Below are 18,464 nucleotides of genomic sequence, written 5' to 3'. Positions count from 1 at the left end.
CGGTTCTCACTTTTTGAGACGATTGTGCGTTGTGATGGCATCATGAATCATTCAAACTGCACATGAACACCCCCAGAATTCAATTGTATTTCAGTCACGCGGTCGAGTTGCTGGCTACAAAACTGGCTCATGAAGTATCCCGTGAACAACGGCAGAATGGGGTTTTTGTACAGCCGAGCATCGTGGTTCCCAATGCCAATATGCAACGTTATCTGCAGTTACAACTGGCCAGTCACAATGGGGTGTGTGCCAATGTGGCCTTTCCATTTCTGGAAACCGGTCTGATGCAATTCATTAACCAGATCACTGGTCGGCAAAGCACCCAGTTAACGCAAAATAACCTGGCCTGGTCTGTGTGGCGCAAACTGACAATGGATAACTGGCGTGAAATGCCGGAATACCGGCCATTGAATCGTTATTTGCCCACCACTGATGGTGATCAACTGGCCAGTGCCAAGCGTTGGCAACTGAGTCAACGACTGGCTAAATTACTGCTCGACTACGAATCACAAAGACCTGAGATGATCATTGATTGGTTGGCTGGAAAACTTCGGTTTGCAGGCAGTCAGGATGTGCACCTGAGAGAGACTGAGTTGTTACAGAAAACACTCTACCTGTCATTGGCCCGACAGGAAGCTGGTGATGCCCGAACTTTGTTTCAGGCGATGCTGGAATTGGCAGAACACCCACCCAGTCCTGGTGGGCAAGCGATCCATGTGTTTACCCCATCACGGTTATCACAGTTACACCGTAAAATTCTGAATCTACTGGCCCGTCACCACACGGTGCATATTTACCAACTCAACGTGTGTGCAGAATACTGGGAAGATGTTCAAACTCCTGCCGAAGCCAGGTGGCTGGCAGCGGGTTTGAGTCAGTTCAGACGCATTGAGCCGCTGGTCACAGATCAGCAGGGTTTGACCTTGTCAAAACAAGATGTTGCTGAACAATTCACTGAACTGCCACCGATGGATGATGAAAATCCATTGCTCAGTGCCTGGGGTAAGCCAGGCCGGGAAGCCCTGAAATTGTTCAGTGAGCTGGAAGAGGAGGCGGTGTATTGTGAGGTTCATTTTGCCGAACAATGGCTCCGTGAAGAGGGACAACAAAGTGATTCATTACTGCATGCCATTCAACGTCAGGTGATGCACCGCAGGCATGAAACCCGGGTGGTGAAAGACCCTTCGGCGCTGATGTCTTTGCAGTTAGCCAACGCCCCGACCATTGAACGTGAAGTGGCGGCGGTGTATCAAAGCATCGTGAGTAACCTGCAACACAACCCCAAACTGAACCTCAGTGACGTGGCGGTCTTGGTGACTGATATGAACCAATATCGGTTTGTCATTGAACAGGTGTTTGAAGAACACAATAAACGTCTGGGTTTGCACATACCCTATGCGATCGTCGACAGTACAGTGGCCACTGAAAGCCGGTATGCCGATGCAGTAACGGACTTATTTCAGATGTTGCAGGATGACCTGATGCGGGCAGCGGTGTTTCGCTGGTTGGATAACCCTTGTGTTCAAGCTGCCAACCAATTGTCAGCTGATGACTGGCAGCGATGGCTGGATTTGAGTACGCAATTGGGTATATATGGCGGCTATCAGCAGTTGTACCATCAGGATAATGTACATCACCCAGAACCATTCACCTGGGAGCAGGGGTTGAGCCGATTGAGGTTGGCCCTCGCTGTTGACTTGCCGGATGAAGCGGCTGCCTTTCCTTTAACAGCTGAACAACTGGGCCAATTAACAGAGTTGATTGACACGTTATATGGTTGGCATGTGCGCTTCAGGAAGCCCATGTCCACGGTTCAGTGGCAAAAGCAGCTGTCGGTGATGTTTGAACAATTAATCACTGTACCGGAAGAACTGGCACAGGAACAAGTGGTCCAGATGGCCTTGTTTGATTCGTTGCACAAGCTGGCTGAGGCAGAACCTGAACTGATCCTTAACTGGGCTGACATCAGGCAGTTCATAGACCAGGAACTGAAACAGATTCCGGCTGGTAAAGGGCATTACCTGACCGGTGGTGTGGTGTGTGCTGCATTACAGCCGATGCGTCCGATACCATTTAAAATAACATATGTATTGGGTCTCAGTGACACCCATTTTCCAGGTCGGGTCAGTAAGGAAACCCTTGACCTGACTCACCGGTCAAGGCGCATAGGAGACATCAACACCATTGAAACCAATCAATATTTGTTTTTGGAAACTCTGATGTGTACCCGTGAACGTCTGTACCTGAGTTATGTGGGCAAGAACCTGCTCAAAGACGAGGATATTTCACCATCACCGGTGTTATTGACATTACAAAAATACGCCACTGAGTTATTACACCGCGAAGAATTGGATTTGGCTGAATTGCCGGTGCATGAACTGCCATTATTGGCCACCCACAGTGGTATTTTTGGTCAAAACGGTTTGCCCTGGCCTGACATCATGGTTAATTTTACCAGCCCAAAAAGCCAGGATGGTGAAGCGGTTGTGCAGTGCGATAAAGAGGTCACAACAGACCTGGCAGATGCGCCAGAGGTGGTTGATGTGAGCCTCAAAGAGTTGGCGGACTACCTACAAAATCCGCAGCGGGCTTTGTTGACTAAAAAAGGCGTGTTGCCGGCTCACCCGGAGGATGAATCACAGGTGGAACATGAGCCTTTTGAGTGGCCGCCATTGAAAAAACACGAGCTGTTTTGTGAGGCGCTGGCATTGTGGTTTGCGGCTGAGCAGAATGCCAGCTTCGCCGAAACCTTGAAAAGCGTTTATCAACAGATGTTACTGCATTCATCAGCGCCGGTTGAACCGTTTGCTCAACTGGAATCACTGACCAGCCATGAAGACCAGTTGGTTGCCATCAAAACCGAGGTCGCTGAAGTCCGGCCGCTGGGTGATGTGGTATTGGGTGATGCGCCCAGCCAGCAATCGCCCGGACTGCAGTTGCCAGCCATTGAATTGAGCGTTTCAGGGGGCAGGGTGGTCAGGCTGCATGGACTGGCCCGCCAAGTGTATATGTCGGAAGCCGGACTCAGCCATCAGTTGGTTTTCAGCAGCCAAAAAAACATCAGTGAATGGAATGACAAGTTACTGCAGCCTTTCCTTCACTGGTGTTGCTGGCAACTCAGTGATCATCCGGTTGCACCTGATCATCAGGTGTTGGTGCTGGGTGCAGATAAAACCACTGGCTGTACTTTAAAAGTGGTGACCAATGAGGCCATTTCTTTTGGTCAGAGAACAACCATTGCGCAGTATTTAAAAACACTGGTTGAAGATTATCTGGCTGAAGTGGATGGTTTTTTACCAGCTGCACACTTGCCTGCAATGACGGTTAATTACAAAGCGAAACAAGCTCAGGATGTTCCTTTTTTGGGCAGTAAAAGCAAATCGTCATCAATCAGTTATCTTGCCTATTTGCTGGACAATCTGAACCGGGAAGACCGCGATCAGCTGAGCCAAACTTATCAGTCAGCCATTCAGTGGCGGGAGTATGAAAACGTGTTGCAATTGGTGGAATGTCAGCCAATGAATGATTACCTCAAAGCATATCGTCAACGTTTTTTGCCCTTGTATTATATGCTCAAAGGGGTGGCGCCCGATCAGGCCAGGAGACCCGGTTGATGCGCATCACCCCACTTCACCAGGCATCTGATGTGAATTTGCGCCAACATGCGGTGATAGAAGCTTCAGCCGGAACCGGTAAAACGTACACTGTGATAGAACTGGTGATGCGTTGTTTGTTGGAGGATCAATTGACTCTGGAACAGATTTTGCTGGTTACCTTTACTGAAAAAGCCACCACTGAATTGCGTACCCGTATCCGGGAGCGAATTGAACAGCAACTGATCAAAAATGACCTCAGACCGGCGTTACAGGATCACCTGAGAAACCAGTTGTTGGCGGTGCATCAGGCGCCGATCCTTACCTTGCATGGATTTTGTCATGGGGTCCTGAAGGAGCATGCTTTTGAACAGGGAATGCCATTTGAACAGGAGGTGATTGAAGACAGGCTGGTCTATCTGCGGGTGTTGACCCGAATGAAGCGTCAGTGGGCCACGAACCAACAACTCAATCAGCAAATCAAAACTCACTTACATGGTTCGTCATTGTCGGCACTTGAAGAGTTGTTGATCAAATTGGCCAGTGATTATGACCCTGAATCTGATCACATTTTGAACAACAGTGACTCCATCACTGAGCAGGAAGTTGTCGGACAACTCAGGGCAGTAAGCATCCCAGATGAAACAATTGTGCTCAATGAATTGTTGAATCTTGAGCAAATGCCGAAGAGCAGACGTCTTGTCCATTGGTCAGAGGTGATCAAACCGATTTGTGAAGAAATCCAAAGGCTACAGTCTCTGGCAGATTATCAGGCCTTGGTTGATTGGAAAATCAGTTTTTTGGGCGTCAAAATTCAAACAGACTCAGTGGCAAAGAAAATGTTCTTTAAGGCTCCCAAAGTCTTCAATGAAGATCACATCCTCAGCAACAGACTATTGGCGCCGGTCTTGTTTAAGTTTTATGACGAAGTGAATCAATTGGTTTTGGATTGTGACAAACTGCAGAGGCAATTGATACCTAAGTTGGTCCGGGAGTTACAATTATGCAGTACCGCCTGGAAACGTGAACAGGGACAGATCAGCTATGCTGACATGATTCATTCATTGTGGGATCAATTGGCAGGAGAACAATTGTTACCGGCTGAGGATCAGTTGTTGAGTGAAGCATTGCGTGACAGGTTTCGGGTGGTGATGATTGATGAATTTCAGGACACAGACCGTTATCAATGGTTGATTTTTGAACACCTTTTTGTGCATGACCCGAAAAAAAGACACCGGCTGTTGGTGATCGGTGATCCCAAACAGGCCATTTACGGTTTCCGGGGTGCTGACTTACACACTTATTATCAGGCTGTACAAACCCTGACGACTCAATGTGAGGCTTTGACATACCGTTTGGCAACCAATTACCGAACCACCGCGGGATTGATCAGGCAGCTCAATCGGTTTTTTTCAGATCAGCATGACGGCGGCTGGTTTGCGCATGACAGTGTGGCGGTGTCTGCACCGTCTGCTGAACTCATCCATGAATTGGGTGGTCCGTTGCTGCTGGAAAATCCGACAGATTTACCTGAGTTGTGTTGTCTTGATGCCGGCATGAGCGGTAAAGCAGATGAGATAAAGCATCAACTGGCCCGGCAAATGGTCCAGGTCATGACAGGGCGCTTACTTGGTCAGGTGAAAATCATGCACAAGGGTCAGCGGCGAATGCTGGGACCATCAGACATTTGTGTTTTGCTACGCAGTGCCAATGATGGCGAGTATCTTGAACAGGCACTCAGGGAGCAGGGTGTGCCATTCACCAGACATAAAAAGAAAGACCTTTATCAATCATTGGAAGCCACTGAGTACCAGGTACTCCTCACTGCATTGTCCAGGCCACATGAACACAAGCGTCTGAATAATGCGTTGCTGACGGTGTTTTTTAACCTCAAACCGGATCAACTGGCTGATTTTTCTGAAGAACGGCTACCGGCAGTGCAGATGCATTGGTTGCAACTGAGGGAATTGGCAGCCGCCAAAGACTGGGTGCGTTTCTTTGCTGTGTTATTTGAGGACATGGGGACCATGAAACGGGTTGCCGGTGATTCCCGGAAACGAACCAATTTGCATCAATTGAAACAACAGCTGCTGTCGGCCGCACTGAAACAAAACCTGACTGCCAGGGGATTGTTACAGGTGCTGTTGCGTAACAAGACCATGAGTCATGAAGATGAGGATTATCATCAAAAAGACACGGAACTGCCGGCGGTCAGGCTGATGACCAAGCACATCAGCAAAGGATTGGAATTTCCGGTGGTTTTTTTATTCGGTGGATTTAATAACAACAGCCAAACAGACAAATATTACCGGTATCATGATTCTGAACGGGAACAACAGGTTTTTGATCTCAGTAAAACCAATAAACAGGCTTATCAGCAGGCTCAATTAGAAGAAGACCGACGTCTTTACTATGTGGCCATGACGCGAGCGGTTTTCATGCTGTTTTTGCCTTACTATCCTCACAAAGCCAGTGACCACAGGCTGGGTGCCTATGGCCGAACGGTGATGGCCCGCATTGATGAACTGGCACTGGACAAGATGGTTGTTGATCCGGATGAATTGCCCGTTCCAATTCCGTCCGGTACATGGACTGATCAGCAGAGTAATGAATCTTCATTCCTGCTACCCGTCCCGGAGAAACTCAGTCATCAGCGCAGACAATTGTATTCATTTTCGTCACTGAGTCAGTTCAAAGGCCGAACAGCCGGATTCGGTGATGGATATAATGAGGAGTTGACGGCTGAGTTACAAACCACAGCTGGTCAGGAAAAACTGTTGCCAGTTACCAGCTTGCGGCAGCAAGTTCCTGGCGGGGTCAAAACCGGACATGTGTTGCATGGTATTTTTGAAAACCTCGATTTTGTCCTGGCCTGTCGGCATCAAAACACCGACAAACTGACAGAAGACGCGGCAATCATGCGGGTGGTTGACCGACAGATGCAGCAATTCAGAATGGACAATCAACCACTGTTGGATGAACATGGCCAACCGTACAGTGATTATCGCAGTGAATTGGCTTCCTGGGTGTGGCACACCCTGAGAAAACCACTGGATGCCCTGGGTGGTGGTCAACTGGCAGATATTCCGGCGAATCAGCGGCAACATGAACTGGCTTTTTTCTGGAATCGTCAGGGGGTCAATCTGACCGGATTCATTGATCTGTTTTTCGCCGTGCCAGGTGATCATGGCACGGATTACTATATCCTTGACTGGAAAAGCAACCTCAGCGCACAGGGTTATTCCCCTGCGGTGCTTGATGAAGCAGTAATGACACACCACCAATACCATTGGCAATACCAGTTGTATGCGATGGCCATGCAACATTGGTTTGCTCAGTTGCAGCTACCTGATGCCAGACTTAAAGGTGCTTTATACTTGTTTTCAAGGGGTATTCAGGCCAATGATCCAGCCCCCAATGGGGTGTTTTACGATGATTTCAGCAAGGCCCAATGGCACATCGCAGATGTGGCAGATGAACTGATGAAACTGGCCAAAGAGGGACGTTACTGATGCAGTTTAAAGTGACGGCTCAAAGCCTGCAAAAAACCTTTCCCGGTATCACTTTGCCAGCAGAGGCATTGGCTGCAGAATTGAACCTGGACCTGGGACATCTGCAGTTGTTGAGAGATGGGTTCAATGAGTGGGACGCTGCCGATGAAACGGTGTGTCTGTTGTTGCTGTATTTGATTCATGAAATCAACCAGGGCTCATTGTGCCTCCATCTTCGGGATGAGCGGTTACTGGCTTTTGCCAGTCAGTTAGACTTGCCTGGATCTCCTGAAGATTGGCTGGCCATCGATTGGCACGCTTTCAGTTTATCTGGTCATGCCATGTTTGTACTTGCCAATGATTGCCTTTACCTGCGGAAATACCACAACGCGGAACAGCAATTAACCGCTGATATCAGTCGCCTGATCACCGGTTTCACCGGTTCCGCTTTCACTGCTGAACACATCAACGGGGTGCTGAGTGAACTGCTTGGCCAATTGAAATTTGAGCGGGTTGAGCCGAAACAAATACAAGCCATTGCAATTTGCTTGTTACAATCATTCAGCATCATCTCCGGAGGGCCGGGAACTGGTAAAACCACCATCATGTTGTCGGTATTGCGTGGTCTGGTTAAACTGGGTTATGCGGTTGATTCAATGGCCCTGGCAGCACCCACCGGCCGGGCAGCCAATCGCATGTCAGAAGCCATCAGACACGGCATACAACATGACATCCGTGACCCGGATGAAACCGATCAGGCCCTGACTGAACTGGAGGCCACCACCATCCATCGATTGCTTGGCGCCCGGGCTACCAGAGGCGGCTTCCAGCATGGCTCAGATAACCCGCTACGCTGTCAGGTTTTGGTGGTTGATGAAGTATCTATGGTGGACATCATGCTGATGAAACAATTGATGTCCGCAGTTGCGGATGATTGCCGGGTGATATTATTGGGTGATCAGTTTCAGTTGCCGTCAGTCAATGCCGGAGCGGTGTTGAGTGATCTGATGCCGCCACAGGAAGTCGTCGGGTATTGCAGTGAGCAATTACTTGAGGATTTGCAGGTCATGCTTGCTGGTTGCCCAGAAGCTGATGCAATCGTGCATTCATTGCAATGTGTCAATAAACCACAGCTGCTCACTGATCGGGTTACCGTGTTGTCGGTTTCCAAACGATGCCAGCCAGAAATTGCAGCGGCCAGTGAACTTGTCCGACAAGGACGGTCTTCGGCTTTGACCAGGTTGCTACCGGTGATCGATGAGGTACATGCCACACCAGACAGTGGTTTGGCCTGGTTGCCGGAAACCCTGAATGTGGATCAATGGCGTGGCTTTTATCTCAATTGGATTGGCAGGTATTATCAAAGCCATCAAGGCAATTTCAAGGCTCAGTTAGATGTTCTTGAAGGCTTCGCTGAAACGCAAATCCAACTGTATGATAACGCTCTGGGTGCCATTTTTAAAGTGATAGGACAGTGCCGGATTCTGACTTTTGTCAATCAAACTGAAGTGGGTGCCACAAGAATGAATGAGGTGGTCTGTCAGTGGATGAGGAGTTGGTTGGGTGAACCGGCGGGACTTTGGTTTCATGGTGCTGTGGTGATGATGCAGGAGAACAATCATACATTGGGGATTTACAACGGTGATGTCGCCATCCTGTTACGTGCTTCCAGTGGGCAAATGCGTGCGGTATTTCCTCATTCAGGCGGCTACCAGTCCCACTCCGTTCATGTTTTACCACGATTCACGGCAGCCTATGCCATGACAGTGCATAAAAGCCAGGGTTCAGAATTCACTCATGTTCTGATGCCGTTTCCAGACCGGCCTGAACACCGCCTGATGTGCCGTGAAATCTTATACACCGGAATGACCCGGGCGAAACAATCAGTGACCCTGTATGCCCGGGGGGTCTCGTTGAGGGCAGCCATCGAAAGGAAAACCAGGCGACACAGCGGACTGTCATTTTGGTACAATCCATCAAAAAAGAGGTGATAATATGCAAAAAGTAAGGGGTGTTGGGGGCTTGTTTTTTCAATGTGAAGATCCGGAAAAACTGGCAGCCTGGTACAAAAATCATTTAGGTATCCATATGGATGGGCCTACCTATGGCATGCTCAATCCCAATGAGGCCAAACCCATGGACCGCACCGTTTTCAGTACGTTTTCTAAAGACTCTGATTATTTCAGCCCGTCTAAACAAACCTTCATGTTTAATTTTATTGTGGACGATGTGGCAGCCATGCTGGAACAGGTGGTCAAAGGTGGAGCCCGGCAAATTGGCGAGATTCAGCAGGAGTCATATGGTGACTTTGGGTGGTTCACCGATCCGGAAGGCCATAAGGTTGAATTGTGGAGTCCCAAAGGCGATGAACTCAACTAAAGACCTCAGAATTCGGTTTGTTGGTGCCGGTAATATGGCCGCCAGCCTCATCGGTGGCTTGTTGAATAAAGGGCTGACCGCCAGTCAGATTTCAGCCAGTGACCCAGGCCTGGCACAACGTGATTACATCAAAGATACCTTCAGAATCATGGTGCATGAAGACAACAATGCTCATTTTGGCATGCCGGACATCGTGGTTTTGGCGGTTAAACCCCAGGTCATGAAACAGGTTCTTGCTGATGTGAAAGCCAGTATATTAACCAATGAGCCACTGGTGATATCGGTGGCAGCGGGCATCACCACAGCGCAAATTGAACGGTGGTTGTCCCCTCAGCTTTCGGTGGTCAGAACGATGCCCAATACCCCGGCACTGATTGGTCAGGGGGCCATTGGCATGTTTGCCAACGAACAGGTCAAGGATGCTCAAAAACGCATGACAGAACAAATCATGGATGCCGTGGGTACTTCGGTTTGGTTGAGTAAAGAAAGTCAGGTTGATGCGGTGACTGCTTTATCCGGCTCAGGCCCGGCATATTTCTTTATGTTCATGGAGCACTTACAGGCAGCAGCTGAACAGTTGGGATTGACGGCAGAAGATGCGGCCTTGCTGACCAAGAAAACCGCCGTGGGTGCGGCTTTACTGGCAGAGCGCAGTGATGAATCACTGGCTACTTTGCGGGAACGGGTTACTTCACCCAATGGCACCACCGCCGCGGCATTGGATGCCTTTGCCAGGCAGCATGTGGATGAGGTCATCAATCAAGCCGTTCAGGCTGCCAATGAACGGTCAGTCACCTTGTCACGGGAATTTGACTGATCAGCCAGGTCAAGGCCAGAATTTTTGGATGCCCGACCAGACTGCATTGCAGACAATGATGCACTGAGGTTGCCAACCATTGATCGTGCCAGGAAAGAGCATGAAGTCAGGCCCTCATTACTCTATAATGGTGGATTGGGTTAAAAAACACACCGCATTGAATCATGCTTAAAACACCAATCAGTATTAAAGGCCCGCTTGGCCAGCTTGAGGCTTTGTTTGCTGAAAGGCAGGTTTATCAGGCCTGTAAATTACTGGTTCATGAACCCATTGAACATTGGCGGTACAATGAAGAATCTTTGTTAACTCATGCCCGGATAAAGACAGCTGAGGGTGGCTTCAGTGTGACCATGGCCTGGCCTCCGCAGACAGATCCTCTTGGAACCTGTCAGTGTCAACAGCCTCAGCCTTGCGAACACCTTGCTGCGCTGGCGATTCATAACAAAGCCAAGCTGGATCAGATTTCCCCGTTTACCCGTCAGGTTAAAGCCCTCAGCGATGTCAATCAAACCTTCATGAATTGGTTGGCAAGGCAGCATCATGACCCATTTCCTGCCATGGCCAGACACCGCATGATTTATGTGCTTGACCGCCAAGGTCAGCAGTGGACGGTAAACTTATACAAGGCTTACCTGACTCAGGAAGACCGGTATGAAGTAAGGACGGCGCTCAGTTCTCAGGTTTATTCCCGCAAAATACTTCCGAAATTTGTCAGCCTTGCTGATCAATATGTGCTGCATTTGATGCACCAGTCTGGAATGAACGATCAGTCGCAATTTTCGGTTGATGATGAGTCTCATTTGAAACTGATGACTGCCATATTACAAACCGGAAGGTGTTTCTGGAAAGCCTGTTACCGTCCGCCAATGCACATCATCAATCGTGCGACTGTTCCTGCTGATGGGGTGTTCTTATGCCAGGGGTTGACTGTTCTGCCCGCGCAAAATGCGGTGGTGACGATTGAGCCTGACGAAAGTCATCATGCCAGTATTGACATTCCTGTAGATGCAACCATCATGCCAAGGGTGACGCTGAAAACCTCTGTCATCGATATAGGCTGGAAACCAATGCAACCGATACGGATTGACTGGCTGCAGATTTCTTTTGTCACCAAAGACCTGTCATTTACCCTTGCTGAAGTGACTGCAGGCAAGTTTCACCTCAATGAAAAACAATTGTCTCAAGTGGCGGCATATTGTTATCAGTTGGATAAATTACCTTCGGTACACGCCCATTTTGAGCCTCCCATACACCGACATTTTGACGTTAATGATCGATACGTTGAACACAGTTTTACCCAGCTGGCACCGATGCTGAGGGTATTGATGTCGCAGGGCTGGGATGTGGTGTTTGATCAGGGTTTTCGACTTGAAAGTCAGGCAGTTAGTCAGTTTCAAATTGATGTCCAGCCAGTCAGTGGCGCTGCTGCGAACGATTTTGAAGTCACGCTGGGTGCCAGCATCAATGGTGAAACAGTCAATTTGTTACCGTACCTGGCTCGAGCGGTGAAAACCGGTCAATTTGCTGAGGTAAGACATGAATTGCTGGTCAAACTGGATGGCGGAGAATTCATAGGGCTGGCTCGTGAGTCAGTCGAGCAAATATTGTCAACCCTGAATGAGTTGTATGATGAAAAGTCATTGGATCAAAGTGGGCATCTGATCATGAATAAGCACCAATTGGTGCGGCTGGCTGAACTGAAGACAGATGATGAGCAGGTGGTGGTGATGAATCTGGATTGGCTGGATGATCAACAGCTGAGTGACAAAGTCAGCGCATTATCAGCCATGCAACAATTACCTGAAGTGGCTGCACCTGTTGGGCTCAATGCCGAACTCAGGCCCTATCAGTTGTCTGGATTGGCCTGGCTGGAGTTTTTGCGTCTACACGAATTCAACGGGATCCTGGCCGATGACATGGGATTGGGAAAAACATTGCAGGTGCTGGCCCATGTTCAGCACCTCAAAGAGCATGGAGCGTTGGATCATCCGGTGCTCATTGTGGCCCCCACCAGTTTGCTGGGCAACTGGCAGGCAGAATGTGAAAAGTTCACACCTCAGCTCAAATCTTTGATCTTGTCAGGCCAAAACCGCAAACAACAGCTGAAAAAACTTGATCTGTTTGATTTGGTGATCACCAGTTATGGTGTGATGAGCCGTGATCGTAAAAAACTCGCCGCTCATCCATGGCACACGTTGGTGCTTGATGAAGCGCAGGCGATTAAGAATCGCAAAACTCAGGTTGCGCAATCTGCCAAGAGCATTCCGTCCCAACATCGTTTATGCCTCAGTGGCACACCAGTTGAAAACCACCTGGGGGAAATTTGGTCATTGTTTGAGTTTTTAATGCCTGGATTTCTGGCCAGCGAAAAAGTGTTTCAGCAATTGTATCAGTTGCCCATAGAGAAAGACCGCAATCAACAGAAAATGGAAGCGCTTCAAAAGCGGCTGAATCCATTCATTTTACGCAGAACCAAGAGCGAAGTGGCCACTGAGTTACCAGACAAAACCGAGATTGTTAAACTCATTGAGTTGCAGGAGGAGCAAGCCATGGTGTATGAAAGCATCCGCCTGACCATGGCCGATGAAATCAGGCAAGCGGTCAGTGATCAGCGGGCCAATCCGATTTTGATAGGTAATGCTTTGTTGCGGTTACGACAAATATGCTGCCATCCGGGCTTGTTGAAACTGGAGTCCATTGATCCTGGTATCGAGTCGGCCAAACTCAACTGGCTGATGATGGTACTGCCCAGCCTGATAGAAGAGGGCAGACGGATCTTGTTGTTTTCCAGTTTTACCAGTATGTTAAAACTCATTTCAGAGCAATTAAACCAACAGCAGATTGAACACTATTCGCTCACCGGTAAAACCCCGCCTGCTCAGAGAACAGCTGACATTGCAGCCTTTCAAGAGGGTCAGATACCAGTTTATCTGATCAGTCTCAAAGCCGGTGGCGCTGGGGTAAATCTGACCGCTGCGGATACGGTGATTCATTTTGATCCCTGGTGGAACCCGGCGGCTGAGCAGCAAGCCAGTGACCGGGCACACCGCATTGGTCAGGATAAACAGGTTTTTGTTTATAAACTCATCACCCGGGGCACCATTGAAGAACGCATTCATCAGATGCAGCACCAAAAGCGACATTTGGCTGACAATTTGCTGCAAAGCAGTACGCCGTTTTATGAGGTACTAGATCAACAACAATGGGAACAACTGCTGGCGCCGATCAAAACATGATGCGTTTATGAATTATTTGAGATCAAATGCCATTGAAATCAGTGATTTTATGGCGATGGATCATCAAACATGATTAAATATCCGTTTTTTTATATGCAAGGGAGGAAGACCCATGGTTTCAAAAGGTAAGTTGGCACTGATGATGTCATCGATGTTGGCAGTGAGCCACATCCACGCAGGTGGATTGACATCTAAAATCATTGTGAATGAGTTTTACCGTGCCGGTGATCTGGCAGGCGGTAATGAATTTGCTGAATTGGTCCTGCTGGAAGATTTGACCGCAGCTGAACTGAATACCTTTTTTGTTGGTGATTCAACCGGCTCAACCGCCGCTAAATTCTCCGGATATCAGTTCACCAACATGCAGAGCATAGCCAACACCTTTTGTGCAGGTACCATCATCACTGTGGCCGGTGATACCGGTCCCGCTGCGGATTCCGCATATGATCCGGCAACGGGTGATTGGAATCTGACATTGAATACCAGTGGTGCCAATCTGACCACCAATGGCAGCACTGGTAACTTTGCCGGTACTGATGTGGTCTATGTGGACACCAATGGTACCAATGGCAACACCACCATTTCTGCTGATGGTTTCGCGATTAACTGGGACTCTTCTCCCGGAGTCTTTGGTGCCAATGCCACCTTCACCCTGACCAATTCGCCAGCCAACAACACCGGTGCATTTTTGAGTGGTCAACTGCAAAATGCGGATTTGGATGCCGAATGGGTTTCGGACACCGCCCTTGGCTCATTGACCCCAGGTGTGGGTAATGGCGGTTTAAACTCTGCCAGCATCGATAACCTGCGCAGCCCTTTTGGTAACGTCACTTTGACCGGGACTCCATCACTGAATGAGGGTGATGCCGGTAACACGGCATTTGACTTCACCGTGACCCGCAGCAACAGTTGTCTGCCAACCAACCTGCCTTACAATGTGTTTGGTTCAGGTGCAAATGCAGCTGATGCGGCTGATTTTGGTGGTCTGGTGCCATCAGGCAATGTGGCATTCACTGCCGGCGAGACTTCTGTGACACTGACCATCAATGTCTCTGGTGATACAGACGTAGAACCCGATGAAGGATTTACCGTACAAATCCTGCAACCATTTCCACGGGGTGGAGACCTGGCCTCTGATACCGGTACCATTCTCAATGATGATGTGCTGGTGGTACCCAACATCAACATCGATGATGTGACCCAAAATGAAGGCAATGCCGGTACCAGTACTTTTGATTTCACCGTCAGCATGGATGCGTCGGCTGATGTGTCTGTTCAGGTTGACACTGCCGATGGAACAGCCACCACAGCAGACAATGACTATGTGGCAATCACCAGTCAGGTGATCAATTTCACCGCAGGTGGCGCCACTTCACAAACGGTGTCTGTCACGGTCAATGGAGACACCACCGTTGAGGGTGATGAAAACTTCCTGGTTAACCTGTCCAACGCCACCGGGGGCGTGATTGTCGATGGTCAGGGTGAAGGGGTGATCAGCAATGATGATTCTGCAAATGTTTCCATCGATGATGTGACATTGAGTGAAGGTGATGCCGGAGTGACGGCTTTTAACTTTACCGTGAGCATCGACCAGTCGGTTGATGCCAGTGTGCAGGTGGATACCGCTGATGGTACAGCCACCACTGCAGACAATGATTATGTGGCGGTTGCCGGTCAGGTGGTTAATTTCACCGCGGGTGGTGCCACTTCACAGGTGGTTTCAGTCAGTGTCAATGGCGACGTGGCGATTGAAGGCAATGAAACGTTTAATGTAAACCTGAGTAATCCCACAGGTGCGCTGATTGCTGATAACCAGGGGGTGGGTACCATCAACAATGATGACACCGTGCAGGCCCAGCTGGTACTGACCAAGTCAGTCAGCGGTAGTAATCGCCCTGGCGAAGTGGCGACCTATAGCATATTGGTGGAAAACACAGGCCCCAATGATCAGCTGGATAATCCAGGCGATGAATTAACAGATGTGTTGCCACCGGAAGTGACCTTTTTGTCAGCCGCTGCCACTTCAGGTGCTGTCAGCAACGCGGGTAACACGGTTTCCTGGAATGGCACGGTACCCGCAGGCGGATCTGTGACCGTTACCATCGATGTGACCATTAACCAGGGGGTGCGTGGCGATGTTGTGAATCAGGCACAGGGGTTCTTTGACAGCAACGGCGATAATAACAATGATTCGAACGTGCTCAGTAACCCGCCGAATGGCGTTGGACCCACCATATTTGCCGCGCTTTTTGACATACCAGTACCTGGTTTGGGCCTGGGTGGTTTGTTGCTGATGGCTGGATTGATGCTGTGGTTCTTAAGCAGACGTCGATTGGTTTAATTGATATGCACTGAAGACATTAAAAAAGCCCGCTTCATCGCGGGCTTTTTTATTTAACTGGCAGTTCAGTGGTGCTTTTCTTTTGCCTCAGAATTAAATTGGTGTTGGTGGATTGAATCACCCCGGATGACAACAATTCCCGCATCAGGAAATTTTCCAGTTCTTCGGTGTCCGCGGCAATGACTTTCATCACGTAATCAAAATTGCCTGCAGTGGCGTGACAATCCAGGATGTATGGACTTTGCTCAACAAAGTCGAGGAAAACCTGTAATGTGTTCAGGTCATGATCTTTCATCGATACCTGGACGTATGCCATCACCGATAAACCCAATTTTCGGTGATCCAGCAAAGCCACATATTTTCTGATGTAGCCGGATTCTTCGAGTTTTTTCACCCTTCTCCAACAAGGTGTTTTGGACAGATTGACCCGTTCGGCCAGCGCCTGCATATGGATGCTTGAGTCTTCCTGTAACACCTTCAAAATACTTAAATCAAATGAATCCAGCTCGTTCATGCAAATATGTGCCTATAAATGGGGGTTGAAAGGAATAATATTCCAATATTGGTCAAATATAAAGAATTATTGGGATTTGGTTCCTGAGAAAATACATACAATGTGCTTACGTTAAATGATTTACTGACATGAGCCGTTACACCTCCAACAACTACCTCGCGAAACAAGCCGATTCTGAAGGTCTGATTCAATATGAGGCAGATGAACATGCCATGTGGGCCGAATTATTCAACGCGCAAATCAGTCTGGTACAAAGGCATATGGTTAACGAGTATTTAGAGGGATTAGCCACACTCGATCTGCCCAGCCACAGAATTCCCCAGTGTTCTGAAATCTCTGAAAAATTATCATCCATAACTGGTTGGCAGGTTGTGCCTGTACCAGCACTGATAGGCTATCAACGGTTTTTTGACATGCTTGCCAACAAGCAGTTTCCAGCAGCGTCATTCATTCGCAGAAAAGAAGACTTTGCTTATGTCAAAGAACCTGACATCTTCCATGAAATATTTGGCCACACCCCATTACTGACCAACCACAAAGTGGCTGAATTTTCTCAAACAATTGGCCGGATTGGCCAACAAGCCACCAGTCAGCAACATGCCTGGTTGGCCAGATTGTATTGGTTCACCATAGAATTTGGACTGATAAAAAACAACACGAACCACATGGTACCCATGGGTTCAGGATTAGCGTCTTCTCCCACAGAATTAATATACGCTGCTACCAGTGATTTACCACAACGTTTGCCATTTGAGTTAACTGAGGTGTTGACCACACCTTACCGGATTGATATCAAACAACCCATTTATTATGTATTGGATTCATTTGACCATCTGGCTGAAATCACCGAGTGTGACTTACTCAGTGAAATAGAAAAAGCCCGGACCAGGGGGCTTAAAGAGCCTCATCACTTATTGGCCAGAGCGGTATAATGTATTTTTCACCACAGTAAAGGAGTCTGCACATGAACTTCAGTGAACAACATTGTGATCCGTGCCAAAGTGGCTTGGGTTTGTTGACGCAGGATGATCTGTACGAGTACATGAAAGTCATCAATGCTGGCTGGCAGATCAGTGATGATGGCCTGATAATAAGCCGTAATTTTGGTTTTAAAAATTTTGCCAAAACCATGTTCTTCATCAATGCCCTGGCCAATCTGGCCGATCAGCAGGGTCATCATCCTGATGTTTGTTTTGGCTACAATTATGCCCGGGTTTCATTCACTACCCACGAGGCCAAAGGACTGACCAGAAATGATTTCATTTGTGCCAAAGCCGTTGACGAGCTGACAGTCGCATCAAGGGCATAACGGTCAGAGCAGTCAAAGTGATTCAACAGTACGTAGGTTGCTTGTGGAAGTTCCTGGCTTGTGAGGGGCTGTCTGTGAACCCTGTTATGCATCAGAATGTTGGTTGCCTGATACCTTGATCGCATCTAAGTTGAGACAAAAGGCAGTCGCAGATGTAAGCGAAAGTAATGAAAATGCTTTGCTTATTTCAAGGGTTTGAAGTGCTTAATGTCTAACGCTGCACCTGTTAACTGCTTGTCAGCAGGCGACAGTGGGTCACAGCGGTTGAATGAAGCCAGACAACGTTTTGTCAGGTGTTGATAAACGCCTGTGCCTTCTGTTTTCCAGCTGATTTGCTGATCGGTGACTGTTTTTTTGACTTCGGCAGGTGAGCCGGCAATGATGGATCTGTCAGGAGCAATGAAGCCGGGTTTGATGTAACTCAATGCCGCGATCATGCATTCGCTTCCGATGACGGCATTGTCCATGATCACCGATTGGATGCCCACCATGCTGTTCTCGCCAATCACACAGCCGTGCAGTACCGCTCCGTGACTGATGTGGCCGTTTTGCTCAACACGGGTTTCACCACCGGGAAAGCAATGAGCGATACAACCGTCCTGAAAGTTGACCCCATCCTCCAGCACAATGCGGCCAAAGTCACCGCGTAAACTGGCGTGTGGGCCGATGTAACAATGCTTGCCGATGATGACATCACCAATCACTGAAGCGGTGGGGTGAACAAAGCTGCTGGGATCAACTTGAGGTCGTATCCCATCTATGCTGTAAAAACTCATGACGAAAC

The 18,464-nt window shown here is 48.6% G+C and carries 11 protein-coding genes; 9 read left to right on the top strand and 2 right to left on the bottom strand.

Going from position 1 to position 18,464, the window contains the following annotated elements; translation table 11 throughout:
• Positions 1-62: 62 nt before the first annotated feature.
• The 7 genes from B0475_RS03860 (at position 63) to B0475_RS03830 (ending at position 15,857) form a co-directional block, all read left to right on the top strand.
• Positions 63-3,614: an exodeoxyribonuclease V subunit gamma gene (locus B0475_RS03860; protein WP_077410212.1), complete on the top strand. Its 3,552-nt coding sequence runs from the start codon at positions 63-65 to the stop codon at positions 3,612-3,614.
• Positions 3,614-7,105 (top strand): UvrD-helicase domain-containing protein, encoded by a 3,492-nt coding sequence (locus B0475_RS03855; RefSeq protein ID WP_077410210.1) that lies wholly within the window; start codon positions 3,614-3,616, stop codon positions 7,103-7,105. The genes B0475_RS03860 and B0475_RS03855 overlap by 1 nt, the downstream gene beginning before the upstream one ends.
• The gene (recD, locus tag B0475_RS03850; protein ID WP_077410208.1) at positions 7,105-9,075 is read left to right on the top strand and encodes an exodeoxyribonuclease V subunit alpha; all 1,971 of its coding nucleotides are present in this window, start codon (positions 7,105-7,107) and stop codon (positions 9,073-9,075) included. The genes B0475_RS03855 and recD overlap by 1 nt, the downstream gene beginning before the upstream one ends.
• A gap of 4 nt (positions 9,076-9,079) precedes the next feature.
• Positions 9,080-9,463, top strand: coding sequence for a VOC family protein (locus tag B0475_RS03845; protein WP_077410206.1), 384 nt, complete (start codon positions 9,080-9,082; stop codon positions 9,461-9,463).
• Complete coding sequence (gene proC / locus B0475_RS03840; protein WP_077410204.1) at positions 9,450-10,280, top strand: pyrroline-5-carboxylate reductase; 831 nt, start codon at positions 9,450-9,452, stop codon at positions 10,278-10,280. The genes B0475_RS03845 and proC overlap by 14 nt, the downstream gene beginning before the upstream one ends.
• Before the next feature lie 164 nt (positions 10,281-10,444).
• Positions 10,445-13,516, top strand: a complete 3,072-nt coding sequence (locus B0475_RS03835) for a DEAD/DEAH box helicase (protein WP_077410202.1) — start codon at positions 10,445-10,447, stop codon at positions 13,514-13,516.
• A 112-nt stretch (positions 13,517-13,628) separates the two neighbouring features.
• A complete protein-coding gene (locus B0475_RS03830) occupies positions 13,629-15,857 on the top strand; it encodes a beta strand repeat-containing protein (protein WP_077410200.1) in 2,229 nt (742 codons plus the stop codon).
• 49 nt (positions 15,858-15,906) lie between these two features.
• Here the strand turns inward: B0475_RS03830 and B0475_RS03825 are convergent, their stop codons facing one another.
• Entirely contained in the window at positions 15,907-16,371 is a 465-nt protein-coding gene (locus B0475_RS03825) for an Lrp/AsnC family transcriptional regulator (protein ID WP_077410198.1), read from the bottom strand.
• 128 nt (positions 16,372-16,499) lie between these two features.
• Between B0475_RS03825 and phhA the strand changes: the two genes are divergently transcribed.
• Together phhA and B0475_RS03815 are read left to right on the top strand one after the other, a co-directional pair.
• Positions 16,500-17,303, top strand: coding sequence for a phenylalanine 4-monooxygenase (gene phhA, locus B0475_RS03820; protein ID WP_077410196.1), 804 nt, complete (start codon positions 16,500-16,502; stop codon positions 17,301-17,303).
• A 32-nt stretch (positions 17,304-17,335) separates the two neighbouring features.
• On the top strand, positions 17,336-17,680 hold the full coding sequence (locus B0475_RS03815) for a 4a-hydroxytetrahydrobiopterin dehydratase (protein ID WP_077410194.1): 345 nt from the start codon (positions 17,336-17,338) through the stop codon (positions 17,678-17,680).
• A gap of 182 nt (positions 17,681-17,862) precedes the next feature.
• Here B0475_RS03815 and B0475_RS03810 read toward each other — a convergent pair whose 3' ends face one another.
• The gene (locus tag B0475_RS03810; RefSeq protein ID WP_077410192.1) at positions 17,863-18,456 is read right to left on the bottom strand and encodes an acyltransferase; all 594 of its coding nucleotides are present in this window, start codon (positions 18,454-18,456) and stop codon (positions 17,863-17,865) included.
• Positions 18,457-18,464 lie beyond the last annotated feature (8 nt).

This window comes from Marinicella sediminis, from assembly GCF_002000055.1.
Taxonomy (GTDB): Bacteria; Pseudomonadota; Gammaproteobacteria; order Xanthomonadales; family Marinicellaceae; genus Marinicella; species Marinicella sediminis.
Note: the sequence above shows the minus strand (reverse complement) of the source record. Positions and strands in the feature narration are given on the sequence as shown.

Coding starts and splice junctions, on each gene's coding strand:
- B0475_RS03860 (WP_077410212.1), top strand. CDS start 63: ATGAACACCCCCAGAATTCAATTGTATTTCAGTCACGCGGTCGAGTTG.
- B0475_RS03810 (WP_077410192.1), bottom strand. CDS start 18,456: ATGAGTTTTTACAGCATAGATGGGATACGACCTCAAGTTGATCCCAGC.
- B0475_RS03815 (WP_077410194.1), top strand. CDS start 17,336: ATGAACTTCAGTGAACAACATTGTGATCCGTGCCAAAGTGGCTTGGGT.
- B0475_RS03855 (WP_077410210.1), top strand. CDS start 3,614: ATGCGCATCACCCCACTTCACCAGGCATCTGATGTGAATTTGCGCCAA.
- B0475_RS03825 (WP_077410198.1), bottom strand. CDS start 16,371: ATGAACGAGCTGGATTCATTTGATTTAAGTATTTTGAAGGTGTTACAG.
- recD (WP_077410208.1), top strand. CDS start 7,105: ATGCAGTTTAAAGTGACGGCTCAAAGCCTGCAAAAAACCTTTCCCGGT.
- B0475_RS03845 (WP_077410206.1), top strand. CDS start 9,080: ATGCAAAAAGTAAGGGGTGTTGGGGGCTTGTTTTTTCAATGTGAAGAT.
- phhA (WP_077410196.1), top strand. CDS start 16,500: ATGAGCCGTTACACCTCCAACAACTACCTCGCGAAACAAGCCGATTCT.
- B0475_RS03835 (WP_077410202.1), top strand. CDS start 10,445: ATGCTTAAAACACCAATCAGTATTAAAGGCCCGCTTGGCCAGCTTGAG.
- B0475_RS03830 (WP_077410200.1), top strand. CDS start 13,629: ATGGTTTCAAAAGGTAAGTTGGCACTGATGATGTCATCGATGTTGGCA.
- proC (WP_077410204.1), top strand. CDS start 9,450: ATGAACTCAACTAAAGACCTCAGAATTCGGTTTGTTGGTGCCGGTAAT.